Here is a 13,950-nt window from a genome sequence, read left to right on the forward strand (position 1 = left end):
GGTAATCCTTGGCAACGAATCAGGGGCCGTTACAGCCATTGACCGCACGCCTTTACAGACGTGCCAGCGGATTTACGCCAGCACCGCCACCGCCTTGATCTGCGCCCAGAGTTGCTGGCCGGGGTGCACGTTCAATTGATCCCGGGAGTAGCGGGTGATCCGTGCCAGCAGCGGCGTGCCGGCCGCGTCCAGCCGAATCAGCACGTGGGCGGCGTTGTCCGCGCCCATTTCACTGACCACCGTCACCGGCAGACGATTGAGAATGCTGCTGTGCTCGACGCTTTGCAGGCTGAGACTGACATCGCGCGCCTGAACCTTGCAGCGAAGTGCCTGGCCGGCGTCCATCGGTGTGTGTGTCACGCGAATGTTCAGCGCGGCGCCCGGTAATTGCAGGGTCAGCAATTGATAGTCCGCGTCATACGTACTGACATGGCCCTCGATCACGACGCCAGCGTCATCGCCCAACGCCAATGGCAGGTCGAGACGGGCCAGGGTTTCACCGATAGGGCCGCTGGCCAGTGCCTTGCCGTGGCTGAGCAGGACGATGTGGTCAGCCAGCCGAGCCACCTCATCCTGGGAATGACTGACGTACAGCACCGGGATGTCCAGTTCATCGTGCAACCGTTGCAGGTACGGCAGGATTTCGCTTTTGCGTTGCGAATCCAGTGCCGCCAGCGGTTCGTCCATCAGCAACAGCTTCGGGCTGGTCAGCAGGGCGCGGGCGATGCCAATGCGCTGCCGTTCACCGCCGGAGAGGTTTTGTGGGTGACGATCCAGCAGATGGCCGATGCCCAGCAGTTCAGTCGCGTGAGCCATGTCGACCCGGCGCAGTTGTTGCGGGATTCGCCTGAGACCGAATTGCAGGTTCGCCAGCACCGACAGATGCGGAAACAGGCTGGCTTCCTGAAAGACATAACCGAGCGCGCGCTTGTGCGGCGCGACGAAAATCTTCCTGTCGCTGTCCTGCCAGACTTCATCGTTGACCTGGATAAAACCCTGTTCTGCCCGTTCAAGGCCTGCAATGCAGCGCAGGCAGGTGGTTTTGCCTGAGCCGGAGTGACCGTACAGCGCGGTGACGCCACGGCCCGGCAGGTGCAAATCCACATCCAGGGCGAACCCCGAGTAGTTCAGTTTCAGACGCGTTTTGATCATCAATCAGCTCCAGCCTGCTCTGGTTTTGCGACTGGAGTAGAGCGCCAGCAACACTGCGAAAGAGAACACTAACATCGCCCCGGCCAACCAGTGGGCCTGGGCATATTCCATGGCCTCGACGTGATCGTAGATTTGCACCGAGACCACTCGGGTCTTGTCGGGAATGTTGCCGCCGATCATCAGCACCACACCAAATTCGCCAACGGTATGGGCGAAACCGAGAATCGCCGCCGTGATGAAACCCGGTCGGGCCAGCGGCAGGATCACACTGAAAAAGGTGTCCCAGGGATTGGCGCGCAAGGTCGCGGCCACTTCCAGCGGACGGCTGCCGATGGCAGAGAAAGCATTCTGCAGCGGCTGCACCACGAACGGCATCGAGTAGAGCACCGAACCGATCACCAACCCGGCAAAACTGAAGGTCAGGGTGCCGAGCCCCAGTGACTGGGTGAAGTGGCCGACAAAACCGTTAGGACCCAACGCCAGCAAAAGATAAAAGCCAATCACCGTGGGTGGCAACACCAGGGGCAGGGCGACGATCGCCCCGATCGGGCCGCGCAACCAGGACTGGGTGCGCGACAGCCACAACGCAATCGGAGTGCCGATGATCAGCAGGATAACCGTCGTCAGGGAGGCGAGCTTCAGGGTCAGCCAGATCGCGGAAAAGTCGGCGCTCGATAGAGTCATTTAGAGTTGGTAACCGTAGGACTTGATGACAGCGGCGGCTTTCGGCCCCTTGAGGTAGTCAACCAGTGCCTTGGCAGCCGGGTTGCCCTTGCCTTTGTTGAGGATCACCGCATCTTGTTTGATCGGTTCGTGCAGGCTGGCTGGAACGATCCACGCCGAACCGCTGGTCACTTTGCCGTCTTTGTAGATCTGCGACAAGGCGACGAAGCCCAGTTCTGCGTTGCCGGTGGAAACGAACTGGTAAGCCTGGGTGATGTTCTGGCCTTCAACGATTTTGTCTTTGACCTTGTCGGTCAGGCCCAGCCTGGCCAGTACCTGGGTGGCGGCGAGGCCGTAAGGCGCGGTTTTCGGGTTGGCGATCGACAGATGCTGGTATTGATTGTCGCTCAACGTTTTGCCCTTGGCATCGACGTAACCTTCCTTGGCCGACCAAAGCGCGAGGGTGCCGACGGCGTAGGTGAAGCGCGACCCCTTGACCGTCTCACCTTCGGCTTCGAGTTTTAGCGCGGTGGTGTCGTCCGCTGAGAGGAACACTTCGAACGGCGCGCCATTCTTGATCTGGGTGTAGAACTGGCCGGTTGCACCAAAGGAGGTGACCAGTTTATGCCCGGTGTCTTTTTCGAAGTCGGCAGCGATGGCCTGGATCGGCGCGGTGAAGTTGGCCGCGACAGCGACCTGGACTTCATCGGCCTGGGCAGCGCCGATGGCGAACACTGCGAGCAGGCTCGCCAGGCAGATGGGGGCAAAACGTGAGGCACGAATGGTCATGAAACGGCTCCGTGGCAGGCAAGTACGGCGAGGAGGTACAGCGCTATATAGCTAAATATATAGCGAATTGCCTGCAAACGGAATGTGCTGGAACTGGATTACATGGGTGACGAATAAATCTCTGTGGCGAGGGAGCTTGTCTGTGGTGAGGGGATTCATCCCCGTTGGGTCGCGCAGCGGCCCCGCTTTTGCGGCCGACATCCAAATATTTTGCGTCTGCTGCGCAGCCGAACGGGGATGAATCCCCTCGCCACAGGTTTTGTGTCTACACGCGCAGCAGTTTCGCCAACCCTTCCTCTGCCAAGCGCCGCGTCAGCTCCGCCGTCGTCATCTCTACCCCCAACGTAAATGCCTGCCCGGCCCAAAGGTTGCTGAAATCCGCTTCCCCCTTCGCCCGCAATGGCATCAACGCTCCACCCGCCAATGGAAAGGCCGGTGCCTTGTCGCTCATCGGCCCGAGTTCACGCATGACCCGGTTCAGAATTCCCCGCGCCGGGCGGCCGGTGAAAATATTAGTGACAGCAGTCTCGCTTTCCTTTGCCGTGCGCAATGCCTTGTGATGGGAGGCGCTGACTTTGGCTTCCGGTGTGAACAGATACGCCGTACCCACCTGCACCGCTGAAGCGCCCAACATAAATGCCGCCGCGACGCCTCGTGCATCGGCAATACCGCCGGCAGCAATCACCGGCACTTTCACCGCGTCGACGATTTGCGGCACCAGCGCGAAGACACCCACCTGGCTGCTCAGATCCTCGCTGAGGAACATGCCCCGATGGCCTCCGGCTTCATAACCCATGGCGATGATTGCGTCACAACCGTTTTGCTCAAGCCAGATCGCTTCTTCGACGGTCGTTGCTGACGACAGCACCTTTGCGCCGGTGGCCTTGACGCGATCCAGCAGGGATTTTTCGGGCAGGCCGAAGTGAAAGCTCACCACGTCGGGGCGACATTCTTCGATCACTTCGCAAGTCGCGTGATCGAAGGGGGCGCGATTGGACACCGGCGTCGGCGCGTCGAAGTCCACCCCCAGTTCCCGGTAATAAGGTTCCAGCAGATTCTTCCAGTCTCGAGCGCGTTGCTCGTCGGCTGCCGGTGGTTGGTGACAGAAGAAATTGACATTGAAAGGGCGTTGAGTGTGTTGGCGGATCGTCTTCAATTCTTCGCGCAACTGCTCGGTGCTGAGCATCGCCGCAGGCATCGAGCCCAGGCCACCGGCGTTGCTCGCCGCGATCACCATGGCCGACCCGGTGGCGCCAGCCATCGGCGCCTGGATGATGGGCAGTTCGATCCCCAGCAGATCAAGAATTCGGGTGTCTGGCCATTGGCTCATTTGCAAGGTTCTCCGGTGTCACAACAGGAACGGGTTTTGTACCAGCAATGCCGGGCTCACGACCAATCGATTTTTGCATGGGGGTCAATCGCACGGTGATGGGAACACTCGGATTGGCATAAAGTCGGGTACGACAAAATGGTGCAGTGTGATATTTCAACTGCACCACAATGGTGTGATTCGATTAGGAGACGACAATGTTCCAAGGCATTTTGATCGACAAAGACGACAGCGGTTACCGGGCCACACTGCAAGAGATCAATGACGATCAACTGCCCGAGGGCGATGTGACCGTGCGAGTGGCGTACAGCACGCTGAATTTCAAGGACGGTCTGGCGATCACCGGCAGCAGCCCGGTGGTGCGAAAATTCCCGATGGTGCCGGGCATCGATCTGGCGGGGACTGTCGAAGTCAGTGGGCATCCGGACTACAAGGTCGGTGATCAGGTCGTACTCAATGGCTGGGGTGTAGGCGAAGGGCATTGGGGCGGATTGGCGCAGAAGGCGCGCTTGAATGGCGACTGGCTGATTCCATTGCCCCCGGAATTCACCCCTGCCCAGGCAATGGCCATCGGCACGGCCGGCTACACGGCGATGCTGAGCATTCTGGCGCTGGAGCATAACGGCGTGACGCCGGAGCAGGGCGATGTCCTGGTCACGGGCGCCAACGGCGGTGTAGGCAGTTTCGCCATCGCGTTGCTGAGCAAGCTCGGTTACCGGGTGGTTGCGTCCACTGGTCGTACCTCCGAGCACGACTACCTCAAGCAGTTGGGGGCCAGCGAAATCATCGACCGCGCTACGCTGTCGGAACCGGGCAAGCCGCTGGCCAAGGAGCGTTGGGCGGCCGTGATCGACTCGGTCGGCAGTCACACCCTGGCCAACGCCTGTGCCAGCACGAAGGCCAACGGCACTGTCGCTGCATGTGGCCTGGCGCAAGGCATGGATTTTCCAGCCTCCGTTGCCCCGTTTATTTTGCGTGGCGTGACACTGGCCGGGATCAACAGCGTGACCCAGCCCAAAGCCAAACGAGTGCTCGCCTGGAATCGCCTGGCCAAGGATCTGGACTTCGCTTTGCTGCCGCTGATCAGTCACGAAATCGGTTTGAGTGAAGCAATAGAAGCCGCGCCACGATTACTTGCGGGTCAGCTGCGCGGTCGAGTGGTGGTGGATGTGAATCGCTAAAAGATTTGATCTTTCAGCTTTCGCGTTCCAGCAACTGCCGCTTGCGCTCCACCCCCCAGCGATAGCCCGACAGGTTGCCATCGCTGCGCACCACGCGGTGGCACGGGATCGCCACCGCCAGACTGTTCGCGCCGCAGGCCTGGGCCACGGCGCGCACCGCTTTCGGTGCACCGATGCGCTGGGCAATATCCGCGTAACTGGCAGTGCTGCCTGCAGGAATCTCCCGCAACGCCTGCCAGACGCGCTCCTGAAATGCCGTGCCTTGAACGTCCAGCGGTAAATCCAGGCCAATGGCCGGGGCTTCGATAAAACCGACGACCTTGGCGATCAGTTGCTCGAACTCATGATCGGCGCCAATCAGGTTGGCTCGCCGAAACTTGTCTTGCAGGTCGCACACCAGTTGGTGCGGGTCATCACCCAGTAGAATCGCGCAAACACCGCGTACGCTCTGCGCCACCAGAATCGCCCCCAGTGAACACTGGCCAACGGCGAATCGAATGTCATTGTTCTGGCCTTCCGCGCGGTAGTCACCGGGTTTCATGCCCAGCAGCTGATCCGCCGCCTCATAAAAACGGCTGTTGGAGTTGAAACCGGCGTCATACAAAGCCTCGGTCACCGAACCTCCACCGCTTAGCCGTTGACGAACCTTGCGTGAACGGTGGGCTGTGGCGTAGCCCTTGGGTGTCAGTCCGGTAACGGCTTTAAACACACGGTGAAAGTGAAAACTGCTCAGGCCCGCGACGTCGGCCAGTTCACTCAGCGCCGGCAGATGCTCGGCTGTTTCGATCTGACGACAAGCAGCGGCGACGGTCGCGGCATGTTGCGCGGCGACATCACTTTGATCCTTCGCCGCTCGTTTGCTTGGGCGGTAACCCGCTGCCTGGGCCTGTTCGGCCGTGTCAAAGAACTCGACATTCTGCGGCTTCGGCAAACGCGCCAGGCTGCTGGGGCGGCAGTAGATGCCGGTGGTTTTCACCGCGTACACAAACTGCCCGTCAGCGCGGGGATCCCGGGCGACGACGGCGGCCCAGCGGGGATCGTTCTCGGTGGTTGTCATGGCTTCATGTCCGTTGACCCGTTTGATTCAGAGTAATCAGCCGGCAGGGTCGTTGCACTCCGGGTCTTGCGGTCAAATTCGCGGGCTCACTGTGCGGTACGAAACGTAAAGTTGATCCGTTGCTCGCCCATGCGCCGATGCTGGCCCTCCTTGATCGGCAAGACCCCGTGATAACGCAGGCGATCGACGCCACCCCAGACCACGATATCGCCATGGAACACCGGTACCCGCTGACTTTTGTCGCTGCGTTCAAAACCACCGAACAGGAACATCGCCGGCAGGCCCAGCGACACCGAAACGATCGGCGCTGCGTAGGACGCTTCGTCCTTGTCCTGGTGCAATGACATCTTCGCGCCAGGGATATAGCGGTTGATCAGGCAAGAATCCGGCATGAAATCGGCAAAACCGGCTTCGAGCGCCGCGGCCTGTGCGAGCTCAAGAAAGACCGGCGGCATTTCCGGCCAGGGGGCGTCGGTCCGTGGATCATGACGGGAATAGCGATAACCGCTGCGGTCGGTGGTCCACCCCCATGTGCCGCAACTGCTCATGGCCGCTGACATGGTAAAGCCGCCGGGCGTGATCATGTGCCGGAACGGCGATGCTGCCAGAACCGTCTCGAGCGCAGACAGTAATTGCTCCAGCCAAGGCAGGGCAAAGCCTCTCAAGACGTAGGACTTTTCGCCAATTTGCTCGCGCCGAGGTTGCTGTTCGGGCTCTGGGTCGGCAAACAGATCGAGAGTGATCGGGTTCATAAGGTCATAACGCGTCGTGAAAGATGATGCCAAGGGTATGCCGTTTTCCACTGTGCAGGCGACTCACTCCGTGGCGCAGGGTGACCCGGTAATAGCCGCGAACGCCTTTGACCGGTCGCTGGTTGACGGCAAAGATCACCGCGTCACCTTTTTTCAATCCAATGACCTGGGGGCGCGACTGCATCCGTGGGCGTTGTTCGGTCAGGACAAACTCGCCGCCGGTGAAATCTTCGCCCGGCTCTGACAGAAGAATCGCCACTTGCAGCGGAAAAACGTGTTCGCCGTACAGATCCTGATGCAGGCAGTTGTAGTCCTGTGGCCCATATTGCAGCAACAGCGGCGTTGGACGCACCTGATCGGCGGCGTGGCAGCGTTCAAGGAACGCCGCCTGCGTATCAGGGAAACGGACCGGCAAGTCCATTTGCTCGTACCAGCGGTTGGCGATCGGCACCAGCCGAGGGTAGAGCGATTTGCGCAATGTGGCGATGATCTCTGGCAACGGATAGCGGAAGTATTTGTACTCGCCACGGCCGAAGCCGTGACGAGCCATCATGACGTGCGAGCGGAACGGTTCGGATCGGGCGTACAGCGCACTGATGTCATCGCACGTCTCGCTGCTGATCAGCGAGCGGATGATCGCGCAACCATCCTGATCCAGTTGTTGCTCCAGTGTTGCCCAATCGAGTGCATCCAGAAAGTGCTCGATCATTGCTGCGCCTCGCGTTCCAACAGTTGCCGCTTGCGCTCCAGGCCCCAGCGGTAACCGCCGAGGCTGCCATCCTGGCGCAGTACCCGATGGCAGGGCACGATGATTGCCAGCGGGTTCGCGCCGCAGGCATTGGCCACGGCCCGGAACGCTTTGGGTTGTCCCAGTTGACGGGCGATCCGCTGGTAACTGACGGTTTGGCCGAGCGGGATTTGGCGCAAAGCTTCCCAGACGCGCTGCTGGAAAACGCTACCCGACAGGTCCAGTGGCAAATCGAGCACTGTCAGAGGGTTGTCGAGATAGCGGAGGGTGTGTTCCAACGCCGGCATCAAGCCTTCATCACGTTGGGGCTGGCCGGGAAATCGCCGTGCTAGGTCGCGTTCCAGCGTCTCCAGGTCATCGCCGAGCAGCAACGCGCACAATCCCTGCGCGCTGGCGGCCAGCAGCAGGATGCCAAGGCTTGAAGTGCCGCTGATGAAACGAATCGGGGAGGTAGACATGTTCTGACTCCTTAACCAAAGGTCGAGGTGGCCAGTCTAGGGAGCGCTGCCGGGGTGAACACTCCGGGGCTTGCGGTCGAATTCAACGGATGGAGCAGACGTCCACATTGTCGCTCCGAATCCCGTTACAGCGCTTTGCTGACGCTGATCTCGCTGATGACGTCTTCGCTCTGGCCATGAATCGCGTCCAGCGCGGCCCTGGCTTCGGCTTCGGTGCCGTTTTCCAGTTGGGCGAATTCGAAACGGCGTTCGCCGTTGAGTTTGTATTTGATGACGTACTTGGTCGTTTGGGCCACGGTCATACCTGCTTGATAGTCGTGTCGGGCGTCGCTCAGCTCAGTTTTGAGGTGGAGCGGCGGATGATCTTGATCGAGTGAGTCAGGGTCGGTTTGCGGGTTACGCTGATCGGCCGACGGTTGACGGTGTCGATGGTGATGTTCCAGAAACCGGTACTCGGTGCAGTAATGCGGGCCGGGAAGGTGTCGAAAGCACCGCCATGGTAAGTGTGACGGCCGCCATTCTTGAAGCTGCGGAAATTGGCGTCGTTCATCAAGCGGATGTTGCACATTTGGGAGCACTGGATGACGACGATGTCGTCTTCATTGAGGTGCTCGCGCTGGTGGATAAATTTCATGAGGCGCCTCCAGAAGGGCTTTTTCTACAAAATCAAAACGATAGCATGGTCGATTGGCGCAGTTTATCAGCCCGAACAGGTTATTATCCGGTCGTCGGGGTGTGCTTTGACAATTAAAAACAGTTATTCGGAATTCCATGAGCGATAAAAGCAGTGAGCCTCGGAGAAAACCAGCATTTGTGCTGTCGGAGGGTCTTTATCGGAGGTTTTGTATGAAGTGGGGTGCATGGGTCTTGCCGTTTGCATTGGCGATGAGTGGTTGTGCAAGTGTCTCGGAAATCAACGAGTCGCTGCCCACCATGAATGTGATTTCCGGCAAGAAGCCCAATGAATACGCGCAGTGCCTGACCGAAAAACTGGCCAGCAGTCGCGGGGCCCTGCAAGTCGAGCCGCAGGAGAAAGAAGGCGTGCGGGTCATCGTGCCGCAGAAGTTCTCCTCGGGCCCGGCGGCCGTATTCGATATTGAAGAGCGTTCCAGCGGCAGCAGCATCAAGCTGCACGAACGCATTTCCAATGTGCCATTACGCCCGATGGATGTGCGCAATGCTGCCACCGCGTGTATCTCCGGCTGATAAACTAGCGACAGTCAGCACCGATGCCGCCAAAGCAGCGCTTGGCGGCATTGTCATTTCTGGAGTCGAGCATGAAGCGAGAGCAGGTACGGGAGCGGCATGCAGAGGGTCAAATCTCTGCTACCCATGTGATTCAGAATCCGGCGGACCCGGGGGAATGGATCGTGTTTTTCAAGAAAAGCGCCGGGCGCAGTTATTTTCTGGTGGATGACAACGATGAAGTCGAATCCTTCGGTCGCCTTGACGACCTGATCGAGACCGTACGCGGTCTCGGGATCAAATTCGCTGAAATTCACATGTAGGGCACAAGCGCCTTACTTGCAGACCACCACCACGCTGCGGTTTTTGTAATTGCCGACATCGACGCCCAGGGTCTTGTCACTTTCCTTGGTTGAAGGTGTGCCGTCAGTGCCAACGATTCGATAGCCGGTGCCGGCGCATGAAGCATCGGCTTTTTCATAGCAGGTGGCCCAGGAGTTGGCTTCTCCCGAGCAATCGATGGTCAGGCCTTGCTGGCCGTTGTTCAAGTAGGTGGTTTCGGAAGTTGCGCAGCCGCTCAGGGCCAATACGGCAAACAGGGGCAAGAATTTAGTCATGTTGTGGTCGTCGTCAGGATAATGGGGCTAAGCCTGTGACAGCGCCGGAATCAAAAGGTTATAGCGAAAGGCCACTTCTTTGCAGGCAAACGCAAAAAAAGCCCTGCGTGAGGCAGGGCTTGGGTTAAGTCAGGTGCTTCTCAGGACTTGTCTTTACCGCGACGCTTAGGGGCCGGGTGTTCGAGCTCCAATACGGACGCCACTTCAAACGCCAACGCTTCGGTCGGGAATGGCCCGGCGATATTCTCGCCGCTGGCGCTGTCTACCCACCACTGGCCGTCTTTCGCCTGATTGATCAGGAACCCGTTGATACTTTTTGCTACCGACATCTATCTGCCTCGTTGGCTGGTTCAATTGCGCAATGATAGCGCCAATTGGACGCAACGGGTGCTGATGGGCGTATGGTGGCGAGAATCTGCGCGCGGCAAATTCGTCGGCGCCGGTCGGAATCTCTGCTATCTATAAAGGGCACTGGAGCGATCTGCGGAACTATCCGCGAGAATATTTCTCTATGATGGCATCGGTTAGCCAGCGCGAGGCATTGTAAGGTGCTCGCGGCCTGATTAGACTGCGCCGAAACTCGAACACACAGCCCTTTCAAGGACTTATATGATCAAGAAATGCTTGTTCCCAGCAGCCGGTTACGGTACTCGCTTCCTGCCAGCGACTAAAGCCATGCCCAAGGAAATGCTGCCGGTGGTAAACAAGCCACTGATCCAGTACGGCGTCGAAGAAGCTCTGGACGCCGGTTTGACCGAAATCTCCATCGTCACCGGTCGCGGCAAACGCGCCCTGGAAGACCACTTCGACATTAGCTACGAGCTGGAAAACCAGATCAAGGGCACCGACAAGGAAAAATACCTGGTTGGCATCCGCAAGCTGCTGGACGAGTGCTCGTTCTCCTACACCCGTCAAACCGAAATGAAAGGCCTTGGCCACGCGATCCTGACCGGCCGCCCGCTGATCGGTGACGAGCCGTTCGCCGTGGTGCTGGCGGACGACCTGTGCGTCAACCTGGAAGGCGACGGCGTGCTGACCCAGATGGTCAAGCTGTACGAGCAGTATCGCTGCACCATCGTCGCGATCCAGGAAGTGGATCCGCTGGAAACCAACAAGTACGGCGTGATCGCTGGCGAGTTGATCGCTGACGACCTGTACCGCGTTCGTAACATGGTCGAAAAACCGGCCCCGGAAGACGCTCCGTCGAACCTGGCGATCATCGGTCGTTACATCCTGACTCCGGACATTTTCGAACTGATCAAGCAAACCGAGCCAGGCAAAGGTGGCGAGATCCAGATCACCGACGCCCTGATGAAACAGGCGAAGAACGGTTGCGTGATTGCCTACAAGTTCAAGGGCAAGCGTTTCGACTGCGGTGGCGCTGAAGGCTACATCGAAGCGACCAACTTCTGCTTCGAGAACTTCTACAAGACGGGCAAGGCTTACTGATAGCGTTTGACCTGCCTGTATTGAAAAGCCACCTTCGGGTGGCTTTTTCATTTTCCGACCCCATATCGTTTGCAGCGCTTGCCCAACGGACGTCTGCGGGTATGCTGTTTGCCTGCCGAGGAGATTGAAAATGGCCTACGATTTTGACCTTTATGTGATTGGCGCCGGTTCCGGCGGTGTGCGGGCTGCGCGTTTTGCGGCCGGGTTTGGCGCGAAAGTGGCCGTGGCCGAGAGCCGCTACCTGGGTGGCACCTGTGTGAACGTCGGTTGCGTGCCGAAGAAATTGCTGGTCTACGGCGCGCACTTCGCCGAAGACTTCGAGCAATCTTCGGGTTTTGGCTGGACGCCGGGGGAGGCGAAGTTCGATTGGGCAACGCTGATCGCCAACAAGGATCGCGAGATCAATCGCCTGAACGGTATCTATCGCAACCTGCTGGTGAACAGTGGTGTGACCCTGCATGAAGGCCACGCCAAAATCGTCGACCCCCATACCGTCGAGATCAATGGCGAACGTTTCACCGCCAAGAACATCCTGATCGCTACTGGCGGCTGGCCGCAAATCCCGGAGATTCCGGGGCACGAGCATGCGATCAGCTCCAACCAGGCGTTTTTCCTCAAAGAGTTGCCAAAACGCGTGCTGGTCGTGGGGGGTGGTTACATCGCCGTCGAGTTTGCCGGGATCTTCCACGGCCTGGGCGCCCAGACCACGTTGTTGTATCGCGGTGACCTGTTCCTGCGCGGCTTTGACGGCGCGGTGCGCAAGCACTTGCAGGAAGAGCTGACCAAGCGTGGCATGGACCTGCAATTCAATGCCGACATCGAGCGCATTGAAAAACTGACCGGAGGCAGTCTGAAAGTGACGCTCAAGGACGGTCGCCAGCTGGAAGCCGATTGCGTGTTCTACGCCACCGGCCGCCGCCCGATGCTGGACAACCTTGGGCTGGAAAACACTGGCGTCAAACTCGACAAGAAAGGTTTCGTCGAGGTCGATGAGCGATACCAGACCGCCGAGCCGTCGATCCTTGCCCTTGGCGATGTGATTGGTCGGGTCCAGCTCACGCCGGTTGCACTGGCCGAAGGCATGGCCGTGGCGCGACGCTTGTTCAAGCCTGAGCAATATCGTCCGGTGGATTACAAGATGATCCCGACCGCGGTGTTCAGCTTGCCGAACATCGGCACCGTTGGCCTGACCGAAGAAGAGGCTCGCGAAGCCGGCCACGACGTGGTGACCTTCGAAAGCCGTTTCCGCCCGATGAAGCTGACCCTGACTGAGTGCCAGGAGCGCACGCTGATGAAGCTCGTGGTGGACGGCAAGACCGACAAGGTGCTTGGCTGTCACATGGTCGGGCCGGATGCCGGCGAAATCGTCCAAGGGCTGGCAATCGCCCTGAAGGCGGGCGCCACCAAGCGCGACTTCGACGAAACCATCGGCGTACACCCGACGGCCGCCGAAGAGTTCGTTACGATGCGTACGCCGGTCGCAGGTTAATCGGCCTTGGCTGCGTCTGGCGCTGTCGCAACGACAGCCGCCAGGCGCACGCTTTCATCGAGGCTCGCCTGAGTCTTGAGCAGTTCAACTTCCAGCGCTTTGTTTACCTGCGACTGCTCCTCGACGCTCTGTTTCAGCGACTGGCTTTCCAGCAGGGCTGCGCGCAGGCGTTCCTGGAGGAGGGTGCGTTCGCTGTCGATGCGGTTGACCTGTTCCAGCAATTGATCCTGACGGGTGTGGATTTGCTTGAGCTGTTCCTGCAGCAGGCTCAGTTCCCGTAGCGTGCCACGGTTTTCAGTCAACAAGCGCTCGTTGTCACGGTGCAGTTGGGTGATTTCATCCTGGCGTACGAGGGCGCTTTGCTGGGCCTGGCGCAATTCCATCTGGATCTGCTGCACCTGGCCTTCGTGGCGTCGTTGCTCCTGTTCGCGCTGCTCTTTGACGGCATTGCGATAGTGCTCAAGCGCATCGCGGGCGTGCAGGTGCTTTTCCTCAAGAGAGCGGATCTGCTCGTCCTTGTCCTGCAAGCGCAACTCGAAGTCCGCCAGCGCCTGGTTCAGCCCGGCGTTGCGGGTTTGCTCGGTCTGCAGCATGGACAGGGTGTTTTGCAGGGTGTCGGATTCCTGTGTCAGCGCCAGGGTTTGAAGCTCGTACTGCTGCTGTAATTCGCTGTTGGCTTCTTGCGCGTCAGTCAGCTGGATTTCCAGCGCTTTTCGTTGTTGCTCGAACTTCTCGCGAGCCTGATCGATGGGCGCCTGCGCCTGTTCCTTGAGGCGTTGCGCGAGGCGCGAGACCAGCCCTGTCAGTTCGTCATCGATGGGTTCAGAGGAGGGTGCGGCGGGCTCGACGCCATCGTCCAGTTCCTTCAAATACCGGTGAATGGTGGTTTTTGAGCCCGTGTTACCCATCTCGATACGTACAGCGTCGATGCTCGGGTGTTCTCCGCGGGCGAGGATAGCCAGACGCGCCGTTTGAACCACTGCTTTGTTTATACCGCCACGAGCCATGTGTTCTCCTACGATTTCGTACTGTGGTACATACCACTAAAACGACAGTGTACCATGCATGGTAATAACTCAA

Annotated in this window: 18 protein-coding genes; 5 read left to right on the top strand and 13 right to left on the bottom strand. The window is 59.1% G+C overall.

The genetic code is table 11. The annotated features are described in order from the left end of the window. Nucleotides 1-72 precede the first annotated feature (72 nt). From modC to B723_RS20140, 4 genes are all read right to left on the bottom strand, one after another. Nucleotides 73-1,152 (bottom strand): molybdenum ABC transporter ATP-binding protein, encoded by a 1,080-nt coding sequence (gene modC / locus B723_RS20125; protein ID WP_017338594.1) that lies wholly within the window; start codon nucleotides 1,150-1,152, stop codon nucleotides 73-75. Nucleotides 1,153-1,155: 3 nt separating this feature from the next. Further along, nucleotides 1,156-1,836, bottom strand: a complete 681-nt coding sequence (gene modB / locus B723_RS20130; protein WP_017338595.1) for a molybdate ABC transporter permease subunit — start codon at nucleotides 1,834-1,836, stop codon at nucleotides 1,156-1,158. After that, complete coding sequence (gene modA / locus B723_RS20135; protein ID WP_017338596.1) at nucleotides 1,837-2,604, bottom strand: molybdate ABC transporter substrate-binding protein; 768 nt, start codon at nucleotides 2,602-2,604, stop codon at nucleotides 1,837-1,839. Nucleotides 2,605-2,869: 265 nt separating this feature from the next. Continuing rightward, nucleotides 2,870-3,934, bottom strand: coding sequence for an NAD(P)H-dependent flavin oxidoreductase (locus B723_RS20140; RefSeq protein ID WP_017338597.1), 1,065 nt, complete (start codon nucleotides 3,932-3,934; stop codon nucleotides 2,870-2,872). Nucleotides 3,935-4,131: 197 nt separating this feature from the next. On the opposite strand from B723_RS20140, the gene B723_RS20145 reads away from it, so the two are divergent. Further along, nucleotides 4,132-5,115: an MDR family oxidoreductase gene (locus B723_RS20145; protein WP_017338598.1), complete on the top strand. Its 984-nt coding sequence runs from the start codon at nucleotides 4,132-4,134 to the stop codon at nucleotides 5,113-5,115. A 13-nt stretch (nucleotides 5,116-5,128) separates the two neighbouring features. Here B723_RS20145 and ada read toward each other — a convergent pair whose 3' ends face one another. The 6 genes from ada to B723_RS20170 all read right to left on the bottom strand — a co-directional run bounded on the left by ada (nucleotide 5,129) and on the right by B723_RS20170 (nucleotide 8,764). After that, entirely contained in the window at nucleotides 5,129-6,172 is a 1,044-nt protein-coding gene (gene ada / locus B723_RS20150) for a bifunctional DNA-binding transcriptional regulator/O6-methylguanine-DNA methyltransferase Ada (RefSeq protein WP_017338599.1), read from the bottom strand. An 86-nt stretch (nucleotides 6,173-6,258) separates the two neighbouring features. After that, nucleotides 6,259-6,924: a DNA oxidative demethylase AlkB gene (gene alkB, locus B723_RS20155; protein WP_017338600.1), complete on the bottom strand. Its 666-nt coding sequence runs from the start codon at nucleotides 6,922-6,924 to the stop codon at nucleotides 6,259-6,261. Nucleotides 6,925-6,928: 4 nt separating this feature from the next. After that, complete coding sequence (locus B723_RS20160) at nucleotides 6,929-7,633, bottom strand: 2OG-Fe(II) oxygenase (protein WP_017338601.1); 705 nt, start codon at nucleotides 7,631-7,633, stop codon at nucleotides 6,929-6,931. Further along, nucleotides 7,630-8,130, bottom strand: coding sequence for a methylated-DNA--[protein]-cysteine S-methyltransferase (locus B723_RS20165; protein ID WP_017338602.1), 501 nt, complete (start codon nucleotides 8,128-8,130; stop codon nucleotides 7,630-7,632). Before B723_RS20165 ends, B723_RS20160 begins: the two co-directional genes overlap by 4 nt. A gap of 125 nt (nucleotides 8,131-8,255) precedes the next feature. Then, nucleotides 8,256-8,426 (bottom strand): hypothetical protein, encoded by a 171-nt coding sequence (locus B723_RS33390; RefSeq protein ID WP_162491062.1) that lies wholly within the window; start codon nucleotides 8,424-8,426, stop codon nucleotides 8,256-8,258. 35 nt (nucleotides 8,427-8,461) lie between these two features. Next, nucleotides 8,462-8,764, bottom strand: a complete 303-nt coding sequence (locus B723_RS20170) for a DUF1883 domain-containing protein (RefSeq protein ID WP_017338604.1) — start codon at nucleotides 8,762-8,764, stop codon at nucleotides 8,462-8,464. A gap of 212 nt (nucleotides 8,765-8,976) precedes the next feature. On the opposite strand from B723_RS20170, the gene B723_RS20175 reads away from it, so the two are divergent. Further along, a complete protein-coding gene (locus tag B723_RS20175; RefSeq protein ID WP_017338606.1) occupies nucleotides 8,977-9,336 on the top strand; it encodes a hypothetical protein in 360 nt (119 codons plus the stop codon). Between the two features lie 71 nt (nucleotides 9,337-9,407). Beyond that, nucleotides 9,408-9,638 (top strand): hypothetical protein, encoded by a 231-nt coding sequence (locus B723_RS20180; RefSeq protein ID WP_017338607.1) that lies wholly within the window; start codon nucleotides 9,408-9,410, stop codon nucleotides 9,636-9,638. A 12-nt stretch (nucleotides 9,639-9,650) separates the two neighbouring features. Here the strand turns inward: B723_RS20180 and B723_RS20185 are convergent, their stop codons facing one another. Next, nucleotides 9,651-9,932 (bottom strand): hypothetical protein, encoded by a 282-nt coding sequence (locus B723_RS20185; RefSeq protein ID WP_017338608.1) that lies wholly within the window; start codon nucleotides 9,930-9,932, stop codon nucleotides 9,651-9,653. Nucleotides 9,933-10,072: 140 nt separating this feature from the next. Next, on the bottom strand, nucleotides 10,073-10,261 hold the full coding sequence (locus B723_RS20190) for a hypothetical protein (protein WP_017338609.1): 189 nt from the start codon (nucleotides 10,259-10,261) through the stop codon (nucleotides 10,073-10,075). 280 nt (nucleotides 10,262-10,541) lie between these two features. Between B723_RS20190 and galU the strand changes: the two genes are divergently transcribed. Both galU and gorA read left to right on the top strand, forming a co-directional pair. Then, nucleotides 10,542-11,381, top strand: coding sequence for a UTP--glucose-1-phosphate uridylyltransferase GalU (gene galU, locus B723_RS20195; RefSeq protein WP_017338610.1), 840 nt, complete (start codon nucleotides 10,542-10,544; stop codon nucleotides 11,379-11,381). A gap of 130 nt (nucleotides 11,382-11,511) precedes the next feature. Next, entirely contained in the window at nucleotides 11,512-12,870 is a 1,359-nt protein-coding gene (gene gorA / locus B723_RS20200) for a glutathione-disulfide reductase (RefSeq protein WP_017338611.1), read from the top strand. Here the strand turns inward: gorA and B723_RS20205 are convergent. Next, nucleotides 12,867-13,877, bottom strand: a complete 1,011-nt coding sequence (locus tag B723_RS20205) for a DNA-binding protein (RefSeq protein ID WP_017338612.1) — start codon at nucleotides 13,875-13,877, stop codon at nucleotides 12,867-12,869. The two genes, gorA and B723_RS20205, sit on opposite strands and share 4 nt — an antisense overlap. Between the last annotated feature and the right edge of the window lie 73 nt (nucleotides 13,878-13,950).

Origin of the sequence: Pseudomonas fluorescens NCIMB 11764, from assembly GCF_000293885.2 — a bacterium.
Classification (GTDB): Bacteria; Pseudomonadota; Gammaproteobacteria; order Pseudomonadales; family Pseudomonadaceae; genus Aquipseudomonas; species Aquipseudomonas fluorescens_B.

Bases quoted from the DNA above. Each gene is read 5' to 3' on its own strand.
- B723_RS20190 (WP_017338609.1), bottom strand. From the start codon at position 10,261: ATGTCGGTAGCAAAAAGTATCAACGGGTTCCTGATCAATCAGGCGAAA.
- B723_RS20145 (WP_017338598.1), top strand. From the start codon at position 4,132: ATGTTCCAAGGCATTTTGATCGACAAAGACGACAGCGGTTACCGGGCC.
- alkB (WP_017338600.1), bottom strand. From the start codon at position 6,924: ATGAACCCGATCACTCTCGATCTGTTTGCCGACCCAGAGCCCGAACAG.
- B723_RS20170 (WP_017338604.1), bottom strand. From the start codon at position 8,764: ATGAAATTTATCCACCAGCGCGAGCACCTCAATGAAGACGACATCGTC.
- modA (WP_017338596.1), bottom strand. From the start codon at position 2,604: ATGACCATTCGTGCCTCACGTTTTGCCCCCATCTGCCTGGCGAGCCTG.
- B723_RS20205 (WP_017338612.1), bottom strand. From the start codon at position 13,877: ATGGCTCGTGGCGGTATAAACAAAGCAGTGGTTCAAACGGCGCGTCTG.
- modB (WP_017338595.1), bottom strand. From the start codon at position 1,836: ATGACTCTATCGAGCGCCGACTTTTCCGCGATCTGGCTGACCCTGAAG.
- B723_RS20185 (WP_017338608.1), bottom strand. From the start codon at position 9,932: ATGACTAAATTCTTGCCCCTGTTTGCCGTATTGGCCCTGAGCGGCTGC.
- B723_RS20160 (WP_017338601.1), bottom strand. From the start codon at position 7,633: ATGATCGAGCACTTTCTGGATGCACTCGATTGGGCAACACTGGAGCAA.
- modC (WP_017338594.1), bottom strand. From the start codon at position 1,152: ATGATCAAAACGCGTCTGAAACTGAACTACTCGGGGTTCGCCCTGGAT.
- galU (WP_017338610.1), top strand. From the start codon at position 10,542: ATGATCAAGAAATGCTTGTTCCCAGCAGCCGGTTACGGTACTCGCTTC.
- B723_RS20175 (WP_017338606.1), top strand. From the start codon at position 8,977: ATGAAGTGGGGTGCATGGGTCTTGCCGTTTGCATTGGCGATGAGTGGT.
- ada (WP_017338599.1), bottom strand. From the start codon at position 6,172: ATGACAACCACCGAGAACGATCCCCGCTGGGCCGCCGTCGTCGCCCGG.
- B723_RS20165 (WP_017338602.1), bottom strand. From the start codon at position 8,130: ATGTCTACCTCCCCGATTCGTTTCATCAGCGGCACTTCAAGCCTTGGC.
- gorA (WP_017338611.1), top strand. From the start codon at position 11,512: ATGGCCTACGATTTTGACCTTTATGTGATTGGCGCCGGTTCCGGCGGT.
- B723_RS20140 (WP_017338597.1), bottom strand. From the start codon at position 3,934: ATGAGCCAATGGCCAGACACCCGAATTCTTGATCTGCTGGGGATCGAA.
- B723_RS20180 (WP_017338607.1), top strand. From the start codon at position 9,408: ATGAAGCGAGAGCAGGTACGGGAGCGGCATGCAGAGGGTCAAATCTCT.